A 14280-nucleotide genomic window follows, 5' to 3' on the forward strand; every position below is an offset into this window, starting at 1 on the left:
GGTTATATTAAAATATGCCTTGTCTGCTTCGAGCCCTTATGGGGCCGGGCAGACAACGTTGTTATATCCACCGGGTTCAATATCTTCGTGGCCAGCATGTACTTATGGCCTTTATCATTTCTTTCGATCTGGACGACCTGCTGATACCCGGTATCAAACGATTCCCCGTAGAGCGTAATTACCTGTGGCACCGGCTTTTTAGCCGCGAAAAGATAAGACAGGGCACTATTTCCCTGATACAGGCATTACGTGCCCGTGGTTGCCGGATCTATATTTATACCACTTCCTACCGGTCACCTGCATACATCAGGCGTTTGTTTTTCCCGTATGGTATTTTCCCGAAGAAAATTATCAATAAGACCTTACATGATAAAATATTGGGAGAACGGGCGCACCGGATTTCCAAGTACCCGCCGGCATTTAATATCGATATACATGTAGACGATGCCCCGGGCGTAGGTATAGAAGGCGAATGTTATCATTTCCCGACGATTATTATTGGGGAAGATGATCTTCACTGGGTTGATACCGTTCTGCAACGGTTGTCTGATCACGCAGCGCAACAAACAGACAAAGGAGCAAAGCAGTAAAAATTACCACTTTGCTCCTTCTTTATTTTGCCTAAAAAGTTTCACCTCACTTCATATGGCGGCTGTGCCGGCGCCTTATACCCTTTCGTTTGCAGGAGATTTTTTATTTCTGTTATAGCGCGTTCTATCTGCGGATCTACACCTTTCGCCATATCCCCAAGATTTTCATCCACGGGGATATCCGGGTCTACGCCGTGGCCTTCGCGGAACCAGGTGCCATCCGGGTTAAACATGCGGAAATTAGGTATCGTTATAACGCCACCATCTATCAGTGGCGGTGTATTGCTGATGCCTATTAATCCGCCCCAGGTGCGGGTACCGATAATGGGCCCGAGGCCGGCTTTACGGAAGTAGTCGGGGAAGGCATCTCCTCCGGAGCCGCTCCAGCCATTGATGAGCATTACCTTCGGGCCAAAGTTGGCGTACATAGGCCATGGCTGCGGTGTACCGCTGCGGGTGGCCCAGTAAGCGAGCGGTTTGCGGTTGAGCATTTCTATAAAGCGATCAGGGATTTGTCCGCCATTATTGAAGCGTTCATCGATAATGAGCGCGGCTTTATCCCACTGGGCGTTGAACTGGCGGATCAGCTCATCCTGTCCATCCCAGCCTGTGCTGGGCACATAAATATAGCCTACCTGGTTGTTAGTGGCATCCGCAATCCGTTTACGGTTGCTTTCTATCCAGGCCAGGTGACGCAGGCGATATTCTTTGCCGATAGTGGTAACGATGGCTGTTTTAGCACCTTCCATCGCAGGCTTGCTGTTGTAGGTAAGTTCCACAGCCTTACCTGCCAGGGCCTGGAAACCTGCATAGGGCTCCTGTGCGGTGGTGAGCGGCACACCATTGACCGCCAGTATATAATCTCCTTCATGGATGTTTACGCCGGGTTCATCGAGCGGGTTGCGCACTTCTCCATTCCAGGGCGCGCCACGGATAATTCTTTTTATTTTATAATATTGGCCGTCGGCTTGCCAGTCAATGCCCAGGTAACCTACATTTTCTGTTTTGGCATTTTCCAGGTCCCCTGCCATATTGTAGGTATGCGAGGAGCTTATTTCGCCCAGCACTTCGCGGATCACGAAACTGACCTCATCGCGGGTACGGGCGCCTTCCAGCAGGTGCAGGTATTTATCCTTTACGCCATTCCAGTCTACCCCATGCATGTGCGGATCGTAGAAGAAATCCCTTTCCATGCGCCAGGTATCCATAAATAGCTGCTTCCATTCTTCCATGGGTTGGACGGTCATGGTCATTTCGCCTACGCGCATTGCCGTATCTATTTTCTGATTTTCGGCAACATCGATTACGCCATAAGGGCCGTTGTTGACCAGGATTTTATTGCCATCGGCGGAAAGCTCATATTGGCCTGGATTTTTAATGATGGTTTTCACCTGGCGAGTGGCGATATCATAATATTGCAACGTGCTTTCGCCATTTCCCTCATCTTCATCCGGCGTGCCGGTGGTGAGAAACAGGATCTTTCCTTTGGCGGCGCCCAGGCGGGAATAGTTGCCTCCCGGCACCGGCAGCAATATCATCCTGGCTTCCATATTGTCGATGTCAATTGCGGTAGCGGCAATTTTTCCGGCACCTGGTTTTTCTTTTTTAGCGTCCTCCTTCTTGTCTTTCTTGTGCTTGTCTTTATCCTTTGCGGACGCGGGAGATTCCTTTTTATCTTCTTTCATGTCTACCGCATCATTGCGGGTGGCCAGCAAAGAAGGAGTTTCTTTCTGTAATCCTATTACGCCGATAAGGGTGCTGTTAGCATAAATGAATGTATTATCTATACTACTGTAGGTAGGTTTGAAAGACTGGTTGGTGAACAGGTACAGGTATTTTCCGCGTTCATCAAATATAGGGCGGTTGCAGTCGTAAAAGCCGCTGGTGACCTGGTGGCGTTGGTTATCTTTTGTATCGAAAAGGAAAACGGCTTCATGCCCGTTTTCCAGGTCGCGGCTATATGTAAGCCAGCGGCTGTCGGGTGTCCAGCTGAAGCGGAATGTTTCAAATACGTCGGGAGAATAGTGCAGGGCTTTATCTACTTCAGTGGTTTTACCCGTGGTAACATCGAGTACAGATATTTTCATGGTCTGGTCGATGAAGGCAATCTGCTTGCTATTGGGCGACCAGTAAGGACGGAAGCGGAAGCCGGGGCCATAGTGGGTAATCTGGCGTGCTTCGCTTTCCTTCCCGGCAGGCGCTAGCCAGAGTTCATACTCCCCGGATTTGTCGCTCCACCAGGCGATATTTTTGCCATCTGGCGACCATACCGGGTAACGTTCTGCTACGCCGCTGGTGCGGGTGAGGTCTTTAATATACCCGCTGTTGGCCGGTACTGAAAATATATCGCCCCGGGCGCTGACGAGGGCACGCTGTCCATCGGGACTAATGGCCGAAGATTGTATGAGCGTCCCCGGATGCACTGTACGGGGCTTCAGGCCAGCCAGATCGGTGCTGATGTTTATTTTTACTTCCGTGGTTTGTTCATTGGCGAGTGACAGGAGATACAATTTCCCATTGGCTTCATACACAATATCGGCCGGCCCTATAGAGGGAAAATGTACATCGTAGTCTTTATAGTGGGTTACCTGTATACTGGCTTTCGTGTTGGTGTCGTAGCGCCAAAGGTTCATCCGTTTTTCATCGCCACGGTCCGACAGGAAATAGATATAGTTTTTATACCACATCGGGAACTCGTCGCTGGTTTCACTTTTGCTGGAGATGTTTTCAGACTGTTGTTTATTGAAATCGAAAACATGGATATCAGCTTTCATCCCACCCCGGTATCTTTTCCAGTTGGAGAAACTTTGGGTGCGGGTGGTTACCGCTATGTGGTTGCCGTCGGGTGACCAGGAGCCGAACTCGGCATAGGCCAGCGGCAGTTTCACCGGGGCGCCACCGGTTTCGGGGATGGTATAGAACTGGTTAAAACGCTCTTTGGTGCTTTCCCGGCCAGAGGCAAAGAGCACCTGTTTTCCGTCTTGCGTCCAATCAACCACCCGGTCGGCGCCACCATATTGGGTAAGTCGCAACGGTATACCACCGGCCACGGGCAATACATACACGTCGGTGTTGCCGTCGTAATTGGCGCTGTAAGCCAGTTTGCCGCCATCAGGCGAAAATTTCGGGAAGGTTTCCACACCGGGTGGGGAAATCAATTTGATAGCGGTACCGCCGGTTTTGGGAACGATCCAGATATCATTTGCATAGGAAAATGCGATCTGGGAACTGGAAACATCGGGATAGCGGAATAGGCCGGCATCTACCTGTGCCGTGGCCTGTTTTCCCGCCAGAGCGGCCAGGAAGATCAGGGCTGTTGTTTTCATCATAAGCGTTTTAGATAGGTGATACCGGTAGCCGTTGGTAATGGTCCCGGTGCAGCAGGTTTAAAGCTATTTACTAATCTATGGAAATCCGGTAAAACATCCCGTTAAAATCCCATATTTGGTATCGCCGGCAATTAGGCAGGATAATGCATCCTCTGCGGTGGATACAGGGCAACATAACAGTGCTGGATTATACAGGATATTTCTACCAGCATAGCTAAAAAAAACCGATCTTTATGCCGTACCAAAAATTTATACGTAACATATGGCCAAATCTCAGGAAACAGGTGGCAAAAAAGAATTAGAAAAGAGAAAGAAGCAACAGCGCCAGGAAAAGGCAGAGAGAAAGGAAGAGCGGAAAGCAAACAGTGGAAAAGGAAAGGGCCTGGAAGACATGATGGCTTATCTCGATGAAAACGGGAACCTGACTTCTACCCCTCCTGATCCGAACAAGAAAGTAGAAATTAAGCTGGAGGACATCCAGATAGGCGCGCCCAAGCAGCAGCCGTCCGAACCCGTTAATACCGAACGTACCGGAGTGGTAAAATTCTTCAACGAGTCCAAAGGTTATGGATTCATTATTGACCAGGAAACACAGGATAGTGTATTCGTGCACATTAACCAGTTGGCCGGGCCGATTAAAGAAAGAGACCGCGTTACCTTTGAAGTGGAAAGAGGTCCTAAAGGGCTGAATGCGGTGAATGTAAAAAAGAAGTAGGCCGTTAACCACCGGCAAACCTGTCACTATTTCCACGCATCGTTCCTCCTCACGAGCGGGGAACCAGCGCTATTACTATCCCTAAAGTCAACGAAGCGTGTCTAACCCGTTAAAACGATTGTTGCAACGCCCGGTGATCTGGCTCTCTACCAGGTTTTCATCCAGTCCTGACCGGCAACAGGTATTTAGTTCCCTGTCGGCATTGCACGAAGCAATTCTTGCAGGCCGGCGCCAAAAGGGACTGGTGCTGCCTTTTGCCATGGAGCAATCGCGCTTCATCATTTTCTCCGATCAGCATAAAGGAGGAAAAGATGGCGCAGATGATTTTATGGCCGCAGAATCCAGCTACCTGGCTGCCTTGCGGCATTACGGGGAACAACAATTCACATTTATTAACCTGGGCGACTGTGAAGAACTGTGGGAATGTACGCCTACGAAAGTGTTGGCGGCCAACCAGGTTTCGCTCATGGCAGAAGCCCGCTTCTTACAGGGAAAAAAGTATTTCCGGATTTTTGGTAATCATGACCTGGAATGGCGCTATGCTGTTCCCCGACAACAATTTCTTAAACCCCTGTTCGGTAGAAAACTGAAAGTATATGAGGGGCTTATCCTTCAAACCAGCTACCGGGAACAAACCTATCGTATTTTCCTCACACATGGCCATCAGGGCGATTTACGGAGCGATGGCAATACATTCAGTAAATGGTTTGTTGCCGCCATCTGGACGCCGGTGCAACGGTATTTTAATGTCCGTATGGATACCCTTTCGGATAGCTATGACCTGGCTGACCGGCACAACAGTCTGATGTACGAGTGGAGCAAAAATTACCAAAAAACTTTCCTGATTTCGGGGCACACGCATAAACCAGTGTTTGCCTCATTGGATCATATAGACCGGCTGACAAAGCAACTGGAAAAAGCCCAAAGCCAGGGAAACAGCGCTGAGGTACACATCTTACAACAGGCATTAGCTGCCCGCAGGGCCGAATATGCAGGTAAACAATTTGTGAAAACCATGGCGCGTCCCTCCTATTTCAATACCGGCTGCTGCTGCTTTAGTGACGGCGACATTACCGGCATTGAGATAGCAAATGGATTTATCCGCCTGGTGAAATGGAAAAATGATACCCGCACGGTCCTGGAAGAATCACCCCTCTACTACCTCTTTGACCAGATGGGCTGATTCCCTGTTTTCATCCAGCCAGGCGCGTTTCACTACCCTGGCGGTTTTATGTTCGCCAGTATGGCTCCAGCCCGGAGGCATCACGATATACAACAGCTTATTTTTAATACCCGGGGCTTTTACCATGTCTTTCCACAAACCATACAGCTCACCAAAGTAAACATCGAGGAAATTATTAGGATTCACATCGCGTGATATCCCATATTCAATCTTCATCTCCCTCTTTTCATGCTGGAAAGTACCAAACACCTTATCCCATATATTGAGGAGGTTACAGAAGTTGGTGTCCATATACAACGGATTTTTAGCATGGTGTACCCGATGGTGGGAAGGTGTGAGAATAATATTGTTCAGGAAGCCCAGGCGCCCATCTTTAATCAGGTTTTCTCCTACATGAATAAACGCTCCCCAGGTGCCGTCGATAAACATGATGATAAACAACAGCGGCGGGTTTACGCCCATCAGTATGCAGATACTGGTGCGGATCACGTCTGCATAGGGCGCCTCCAGGAAAAAGTGGGCGTAGGTAACCGATAAATTCATGGTTTCGGGCGCATGATGCGTAGAGTGTAAACACCAGAACAGGCGCACTTTATGGCCAAAATAATGATAAATAAAATGAGAGAATTCCCATATTACATAGCCATAAATAAACCAATACCATTTGAGGGAGGTGTTAAAAAGTGCGTACTTCTCTAGTACGCCAATGCAAAATGCCACGGCTGCTATAGAAATAAAGCGGGAGATGAAGCGATTGGCTACAAAAATAAAGAAAGGCATTTTGTAGTCCTCTATTTTGAAGCGCTTATAAAATACCGCCCGGCCAATTTCCAGCAATAACAGAAAAGGTATGAGTGGGGAAATTACAGAGAAGATCCCGTTGAGCGTCAATAACACTTTATAGTCGCCCGTTTTACAGATGTCTATTAACCTGGAGATCCCTAAGAAGCCGATAATTTCGTGGAATAATGTCTGAAAAAAAATCATAGCACACGTTTAAATCAATGGAATAGCATAGTTTGTTCGAACAAATAACAACTTGTCCGTACAAAGTAAAAAATTATTCGCAAAAATTCAAGCATTCTGTGGCCAACGGTAAATGCGTACCTTTATGCAATATTTATCTTATGGAAGCGGCTGATAAACTGAAACGCATTGTGGAAGCGAGGATGAAGCTAAAGTCCCGTTTTGAAGAGAAGATGCGGCTTACCCCATCGGTAGCAGACAACCGGCCTCAGGGCAGCGGTAAACTTAACCGTCACGGCATGCCGGAATTACCGGTAGGCCAAACCATCACCCATAAATGGCCGGTACTGGACCTGGGCATTGAGCCGGAGATATCATTAACCGAGTGGCGACTGGTACTGGATGGCGCCGTGGAGCATCCCACTACGCTTACCTGGGAAGATTTCATGGCCTTGCCCCAAACAGCTGATACTTCCGACTTTCACTGTGTAACCAGCTGGTCGAAACTCGGCATGCACTGGAAAGGCGTGCGCCTGCTCGACCTGGCTGCGTTGGTACAACCCCTCGAAAACGCTACGCATATTTTGTGTTATGGGTATGACGACTATACCACCAACGTATCCCTGGAGGAAGCATTAAAACCCGATGTACTGCTGGCGCACACTGTAGAAGATGCTCCGCTGCCCAGGGAACATGGAGGGCCGGTACGAATGATCACCCCGGAATTGTATGCATGGAAAGGTGCGAAATGGATACGCCGCATTGAATTTCTAACGGCCAATACCCTGGGATTTTGGGAAGAGCGGGGCTATTCAAACACCGCCTATCCCTGGAGGAATGATCGCTACAGTTGATCTTCTTTTACTGCCGTAACAAAATAATCCAGGCAATACTGATCCAGGTCCCGAAAATAAAAATCGCTGTAATTGATATTCACGGTTACATCTTCTATTTTTCTCAGCAGGAAGTAGCGGTTGATGTTGTTCAGCAACGTATAGGGCACTTTCAGCAAAAAGGCTGGCAGCCTGTATTGCAGCCGGAAGATATCGAGGCGGGCCAGTGCGTCGAGATGCTGTTTATTTTCCCCGTAATACCTCATCACCGTATCATTACCGTAAATACCAGCTACAGTGGCTTCGGGGAAGTGTACCCGCATCAGCGCCTTCATGGCGGATGGCAGGTATTCCCGCACATGAAACGGGTTGCGGCTCAGCGACATGTATTTATTGGGAGTAGTCAGCAGCAGGCGGCCTCCGGGTTTCAATACGCGTTTTATTTCCCGCAATAACGCATGGTCATCACGGATATGTTCTATTACCTGGAAACAGATCACCGTATCATAACTGTTGTCGGTAATTCCTGTTAAATACGGCAGGTGACAGGTTTGAAAAGAAGCATTGGCTGGTAACGTAGCCTGCGGTTTCTTTTTATCAACTGCCCGGTAGTGGGCCGTGTGCCTTGCCAGCAAATCCAGGCTGTATCCTTCACCACAGCCCAGCTCCAATACCTGTTTGTGTAAAAGGTATTCCATTGGAATAGCCTTGTAGGCAAATACATGCCGCTGGAAAACGTAGTTATTAACAAAAGAAGTGTTGTTGATCCGTTCAGCCGTTTTCAATAATGCCATCATAGTAATGCGTCTTTAAATGAATAATCGGTATCCTGACTATCGTCATGCTACCTGGCATTACTTACTACACACGGCTAGTGAAAAACCCTTAGTTGCGTTTTGATAAATTCATGTTATAAAATATGCCCAGCTGAAAGCCTATCCAGGTCTTTACGTTTCCATTGCCGCCATAGTTGTCGCTGAGCGTATAGGGTGGCTTGGGCAGCGTGAAATAAGTGCTCATCGTTTCCATCGCCGATTTATCCAACGCCTGGAATTGGCCATTGAAGTCATAATAACGCGTGAGCATGCGATTAAAGGATAGCCCTCCTTGCAGGCTAAAATGATTGCTCAATCTTTTTTCTGCTAACAGTGCCAATTTCCCATGTTGTACTTTCATTGTGGAAGTTAACGTCATCGTATCCCAGGCCTGCCTGAGCTGGCCGGTAGTACCTTGCAGGTGTAATCGCCAATCTTCCGACAGGCGTATGGAGATGCCTGCGCCCCAGCGGAGGCTGGAATTGCTAAAATTGCTGCTCCAGGAGCCGATGCCATACAGGAACGGAAATCCCAATTGCAAAGTAGGGTTCACATAATTCATTTCATCTGCCGACACACCGGCATTAAGCAGGAAGGCAAAGGGGCGTCGTTCACTGCTGTTATTTCCTTTCATCGATGCAGGCCGCTGGTAACCGCTGGCAAAAGTATTTTGCCACCATGATTGCAAGACGCTGGTTTTATGAACAGCCGTTTCTTTACGTGCCTTTGCTATATCCGTTGCCGGTGGTATTGTTTTATCGGCAGCCGAATCTTTTCCGGGGATGATAACGAACGTATACTTCGCAGAGTCTGTACCTTTCTTCCAATGCCATCCGGGACGCAGCGACCATCCGCCCGTTAAAGTCAGTTGCCTGGAACTATCTGTTGGCGGGGATAAACGGCCAAAGGTGGAATCTTTTTTTGAAAGCGTCCATGCCGTATCTGCCATGAAAAGATGGAAGGCGGTATCAAAGTTAGTGGGTATATCGGAAGAAGGATATCGTGGCGGCAGTGTATGTAATTGTTGACGCCATGGAATAGTAACAACGGCCGGTATTTTCGCCTTAGTCGTTATTTTCGTTGCTGGACGTGTAGACGCCGGTTTAGCACCGGGAGGTGGATTATCGATGAAGATAATATGTTCGCCTAAAATCGTATAATAAATACCGGTATATTGCCTGATCTCTGCCAGGAGCTTCGCCACAGACATGGTGCCGCTACTTGCGTGAATGACACGGCCCGGCGGAAACTTGCGGGTGTTCAGCGAAAAGCGCGCGCCTGTCTGGCGGCTAACGATACCCAACAGCGAATCAAACCGGAGGTTTTTTCCCGGAAGCACCACCTGCTTTTGCAAGTTTACTTTTCTTTGCTGCGCGTTGGCCGGGCTGGCGGCTGCCAGGGCGATTAACACGATTATGATGCAACGGCCAATACTATTCATTACATCCCATACCACTGATATACACCGTATCTTTTTCGATCCTGCATTGAACATTCAACGTAATTGAGATAACATCAAAAATAAATTCCTTCGTCTTATTATCGAAAGAACTGCTCATGGTACAGGCTTCCAGTTTTTTATTCTTAAATACCACATGTATACCATAGGCTTTTTCCAGCTGCGTAGCTATATCTTTCAGGCTGGCATTAGTAAAGGTAAAGGATGGCAGTCTTGTTCCAACGGCCGGAATGGAATCGGTGATAAAGCGGTGATGGGCTTTTTCGTAGCTCCCTGCTTGTCCTGATTTCAGGACGATACCGTCTTCGTTTCTATACATTTTTACTGCGCCTGCATTTACCTGCACCCTGATGTGCTGGCTGTCTTCCCACACCCGAAATACAGTACCCAACACCTGCACCTGGATATCGCCCACACGCACCCTAAACGGTTTAACCGGGTTGGAAGTTACATCGAAAGTGGCGTTACCGCTCAGTTGTATTTCCCGGGCGGCGCCGGAGAAACCGGGAGTGTAAGCAATAGTACTGCCTGGCTGGATGGTAGCCAGTGAGTGATCCGGTAATGTATCCTGTAATGTAATATCCTGCGCAGTGCGGGTGATCAGCGCCAGTGGTGGTTGCAGGGCGTTTTTCTTTTGCCAGCCCACATACAGGCCGGTGGCGCCCAAGAGCAGGAGCACGGCAGCTGCAATGCTCCAGCGGATGGCTTTTATCCTGCCAGAGGATTTAGCCAGCGCCTGCGTGCGGAGGGCTGTTAAAGTGATTTGCGGATCAGGAAGTTGCCAGTAAGAGCCGGTATTGGTGCCCTCCCATACTTTCATAGCCTGTTCAAACAGGCGCCGGTTGTCATCATCTGCCTTCACCCAATTATCCACAGCCATGGCTTCCTCCGGAGATGCTTCTCCGGAAAGGTACTTAGCCAGTACTTCCTCATCTACTTGTATGTGACCGGGACTATTCATTATTAATAATATTGTTAGCTATACCAGAGAAAAAAGATGACGAGGCTGATGATCAGGTCCAGTAATTTTTCCCGTAAAATTTTCAATGCTTTGCCCATTTGTGCTTCTACCGTTTTTACCGACAGGTTCATCTCCGCTGCGATAGTGGCGTACTTCTTCCCTTCAAACCGGCTCTTAGTAAAGATCAGCCGGCATTGCGGAGGCAGCGCGGCTACCTGTGACATGATACGTTGACTGATTTCTTTGCTGACCAACTGATTGCTGTCATCTCCGGTTATATTGCTTTCTGCCGCATAGCGGTCTTTCACTTTGTCGTGCCGTTTTACATTCAGGCAATAATTGTATACGGCTGTGTAGAGATAAGATTTTACAGATTGTTCTTCGTCGATCGTACTCCTTTTCTCCCATAGTTTCAGGAACACCGCCTGTACGGCGTCTTTTGCCTGGTCGTTGTCTTTCAGGATCGTAAAGGCATAGCGGTGCAGGCTTTCATAGTAAGTATGAAAGTAGTGTTCTACAAGTGAAACCAGTTTGTCATGACCTTGCTTCATTTCCAGTGGCAGATGCAACTCCCTTTGCTGTTATACCCTTAATACACCTTAACTGAAAAATCCCCCTATGCCAGTGAAAAATAATTTTGAGATTTATTTTTTAATAAATGCTACCAATGCGGGCATTAGTTCCGGCGCCAAAGGTAAGGGTGCATTTTTATCCGGTCCAATATTACTGTTGTTTTTCAGGGTATGCGTCATGCCGGGCACCATCAGCAAGGTGGCTGCTGGCTTACAGCGGTGCAGGATATCCAACTGCGCGGGGGGCACCTGCACATCAGCCGAACCACCTACCAGCAGTATTGGCGTTTTTACCGGGGCCAGTAAAGCGCAGGGCACATACTTAAAGGTGCTTTTCCAGAAATTATACAGGGAGGGAGCAAAGAGCATTCCCAGGTCGCGGGGTATGGTGGTGGGATTGTTACCGTTGCTCAGCGCGGTCAAGATATTATCCAGCTGTTGATTCAGCGAATCACTCAGGCGTGGCTTTAACTGCATGGTCAGCAGTTTGCTCATGGGTTCTCCCGGGGGACAGAGCAGTATCAGCCGGTGCAGCTTTCTTTCCCCGGCCACCTTGCTGCCTATAAGGCAGCCTTCACTATGCCCCATAACGGTAACGCCGGTAAACCGTTTGTCTTGCTGGAGGTGATCTACCCAGGCGATGGCATCGGTGGTAAATTCGTTGAGCGTTGTTTGATCTATAGGAATAGAGAATCCCTGGCTTTCTCCCACTCTGCGTTTGTCGTAACGCAGGGAGGCAATGCCGCTGGCGGCAAGGCCTGCAGCCATTTGCTGGTAGGAGGCGCTGTTGGGCAACGGCAGCATCACATTGTTTCCATTACGGTCGGTGGGACCAGATCCGGCGATGATCAATACTACAGGTGCGGTTGTTTTTCCCGGGGGCAGCGTCAGCGTGCCATAGAGCGTACCACCGTCTTTCGTGGTAATGGAATCAGCGCTTTCATTGGATTGCAATATAGGCGCATTAGTCCGGGCTTCTTCTATAAAAAATCCCGTTATCTTGTGCTGCTGGCTCAATGCCACTTTAAAGAGGATATGCCCCCGGGCAAAGGTATTGGCAGCGAGTATCACGTGCATACGGTCGGCCGGAATTGTTTGCTGGTTGGTGAATGCCTCCCACTTGCCGTAGGCCAGCTCCAGTTGTTGCCAGGTGCTGCTAAGCAATGCGGCGGTCAGCTTGTCCTTCACCGCTGGATCTACCGCCTCCCGGGCAGCCTCCCAGTTACCTTTACCGAGTTGTTCAAAGAAAAGGCTCACCACACTGTCTTTTTGCTGTTGGGCACGTGAAGCTGCAAAGGAAGAAAGGTGCAAAGGAGTAGTTTGATGTATATAAGATGCTGTCGCCATTTGGCTGCAGCTTATAATCATTAAGATGAATAAACGTTTCATAGTATCAGGCTTGATGAATTAATTTTCTGTAGAGGGCAAAAGAGTATATGCTTGGTATCAGCGTGGTAATGGCCAGGACAGCCAGCATGATGTAACGCGACTGATAACCGGTAGTTGCCAAGGTAGCGATAAAACCCAGGGTACCGAACACGAAAAACAGGATGCCTCCCAAACGATGTGTTTTCCGCCATACCGTATCGTTCCTCAACGTCCAGGGCGTGCGGATGCCCAGGTAGCGGTTGGGGCGCACGTTATACAGGAGGTTGCCGGTAATAGCAAGAAACACCAGGACAAACTGTGCTATCATTCTTTCGGGGTTGACGTGCATACCGGCCAGCAGTATACAAAGGGGGCCGATAGCAGTTACCACATGTGTGCTCGCCCAGATGACCACATAAGATTTACGTGCCAGTGGTTTTTCATCGGCATATTTATACATGATGGCGTATACCCGGTAAATAAAAATATTCAATAGCACCAGCAACCCGGCGCCGCCCATGTAAGCCAGCATGGAAGAGCTTCCGGCAGATAATTTACCGGCGCCTACCAGCATTTCATAAATCGGGATACCCGTAAACAAGAGCACCAGTGCCACTTTCATAATATATAAAGTAGGAGCGATAGCTCTGATTTGCCGGGGTGCCTCCCTTTTTTGCGTATTTATAAACGTGGGGATGCTCATTGCGGCATATACAATGAGGCTGCCAATCAGCATGGCGCATATGCTTCTCAATGGCGACATGTAGGCATTGGCGATCCACTTTCCTTCTGCGCCAATCGTGTAGTGCGATGGCAATGTAGGCGGCAGTTGGCTCCGCAGGCATAGGTATGCCACGAAGGGCGCGCCCATGACGGCTAGTAGCGGGACATCCCTCAACCATTTATTTTCCTTCATAGCGGGGTGTTATTTTCTTTTTGAGAGGTAAGGTATTGGCGGTAAACTGCAGCATCCACTTTAATAATTCGTCCATTACCGTAGTGTTGAGGGAATAAAACACAAACTGCCCCTTTTTCACGCTGGTCAATAGTTCCGCCTGTTTCAGCAAATCCAGGTGATGCGAAATGGTAGGTTTGGAGAAATTAAAGTGGTCGGCAATCTGTCCCGCCGTCATGTCTTCCCGTTTCAGCAGCTCCAGGATATCCCGGCGGGTTTTATCGTTGAGTGCTTTGAAAACGTTGTTCATTAGATATATATTTAGACAACTATCTAAATACAAAAATAGGTAAACGGGGGTAATCCGCAAAATATTTCAGAAATATGTCCTTACGCAGGGGTATAAAAAGCGTCATCCTCTTAGTGGAAGGCGCTGGAAATAACCGGGGTTACGGGCGTATCTTCCCAGGACATTAACCGCCGTGGAGCAACCAAAAAACAGTATAAATATTCAAAGGAATATATTTTTGTTTCTCCCAATATAAATACCCTACATTATCGTATATATGTTATTGTTATCCGGGTGCAACCATG

Annotated in this window: 13 protein-coding genes; 4 read left to right on the plus strand and 9 right to left on the minus strand. The window is 48.5% G+C overall.

Features of this window, described 5'->3' with window-relative positions:
• The first annotated feature begins 104 nt into the window (after nucleotides 1-104).
• Nucleotides 105-590, plus strand: a complete 486-nt coding sequence (locus HGH90_RS28600) for a hypothetical protein (protein WP_169192487.1) — start codon at nucleotides 105-107, stop codon at nucleotides 588-590.
• A 41-nt stretch (nucleotides 591-631) separates the two neighbouring features.
• Here HGH90_RS28600 and HGH90_RS28605 read toward each other — a convergent pair whose 3' ends face one another.
• Nucleotides 632-3919 (minus strand): S41 family peptidase, encoded by a 3288-nt coding sequence (locus tag HGH90_RS28605; RefSeq protein WP_211172699.1) that lies wholly within the window; start codon nucleotides 3917-3919, stop codon nucleotides 632-634.
• A 262-nt stretch (nucleotides 3920-4181) separates the two neighbouring features.
• Between HGH90_RS28605 and HGH90_RS28610 the strand changes: the two genes are divergently transcribed.
• Entirely contained in the window at nucleotides 4182-4634 is a 453-nt protein-coding gene (locus HGH90_RS28610; protein WP_168765367.1) for a cold-shock protein, read from the plus strand.
• A 97-nt stretch (nucleotides 4635-4731) separates the two neighbouring features.
• Nucleotides 4732-5817, plus strand: coding sequence for a metallophosphoesterase (locus tag HGH90_RS28615; RefSeq protein WP_169192488.1), 1086 nt, complete (start codon nucleotides 4732-4734; stop codon nucleotides 5815-5817).
• Here the strand turns inward: HGH90_RS28615 and HGH90_RS28620 are convergent.
• Nucleotides 5782-6804: a sterol desaturase family protein gene (locus HGH90_RS28620; protein WP_169192489.1), complete on the minus strand. Its 1023-nt coding sequence runs from the start codon at nucleotides 6802-6804 to the stop codon at nucleotides 5782-5784. The genes HGH90_RS28615 and HGH90_RS28620 overlap by 36 nt on opposite strands.
• Nucleotides 6805-6944: 140 nt before the next feature.
• Between HGH90_RS28620 and HGH90_RS28625 the strand changes: the two genes are divergently transcribed.
• A complete protein-coding gene (locus tag HGH90_RS28625; protein WP_168765370.1) occupies nucleotides 6945-7637 on the plus strand; it encodes a sulfite oxidase-like oxidoreductase in 693 nt (230 codons plus the stop codon).
• Here the strand turns inward: HGH90_RS28625 and HGH90_RS28630 are convergent.
• The 7 genes from HGH90_RS28630 to HGH90_RS28660 form a co-directional block, all read right to left on the minus strand.
• Entirely contained in the window at nucleotides 7628-8413 is a 786-nt protein-coding gene (locus HGH90_RS28630) for a class I SAM-dependent methyltransferase (RefSeq protein WP_169192490.1), read from the minus strand. The two genes, HGH90_RS28625 and HGH90_RS28630, sit on opposite strands and share 10 nt — an antisense overlap.
• A gap of 88 nt (nucleotides 8414-8501) precedes the next feature.
• On the minus strand, nucleotides 8502-9926 hold the full coding sequence (locus HGH90_RS28635) for a hypothetical protein (RefSeq protein ID WP_169192491.1): 1425 nt from the start codon (nucleotides 9924-9926) through the stop codon (nucleotides 8502-8504).
• A complete protein-coding gene (locus HGH90_RS28640; protein ID WP_169192492.1) occupies nucleotides 9865-10851 on the minus strand; it encodes a FecR family protein in 987 nt (328 codons plus the stop codon). The genes HGH90_RS28635 and HGH90_RS28640 overlap by 62 nt, the downstream gene beginning before the upstream one ends.
• A 14-nt stretch (nucleotides 10852-10865) precedes the next feature.
• A complete protein-coding gene (locus tag HGH90_RS28645) occupies nucleotides 10866-11402 on the minus strand; it encodes an RNA polymerase sigma-70 factor (protein WP_168765374.1) in 537 nt (178 codons plus the stop codon).
• A 93-nt stretch (nucleotides 11403-11495) separates the two neighbouring features.
• Complete coding sequence (locus tag HGH90_RS28650) at nucleotides 11496-12770, minus strand: alpha/beta fold hydrolase (RefSeq protein ID WP_168765375.1); 1275 nt, start codon at nucleotides 12768-12770, stop codon at nucleotides 11496-11498.
• 46 nt (nucleotides 12771-12816) lie between these two features.
• Nucleotides 12817-13707 (minus strand): SdpI family protein, encoded by an 891-nt coding sequence (locus tag HGH90_RS28655; RefSeq protein WP_169192493.1) that lies wholly within the window; start codon nucleotides 13705-13707, stop codon nucleotides 12817-12819.
• A complete protein-coding gene (locus HGH90_RS28660) occupies nucleotides 13694-13996 on the minus strand; it encodes an autorepressor SdpR family transcription factor (protein WP_168765377.1) in 303 nt (100 codons plus the stop codon). Before HGH90_RS28660 ends, HGH90_RS28655 begins: the two co-directional genes overlap by 14 nt.
• Nucleotides 13997-14280 lie beyond the last annotated feature (284 nt).

Origin of the sequence: Chitinophaga sp. Ak27 (genome assembly GCF_012726295.1) — a bacterium.
Taxonomy (GTDB): Bacteria; Bacteroidota; Bacteroidia; order Chitinophagales; family Chitinophagaceae; genus Chitinophaga.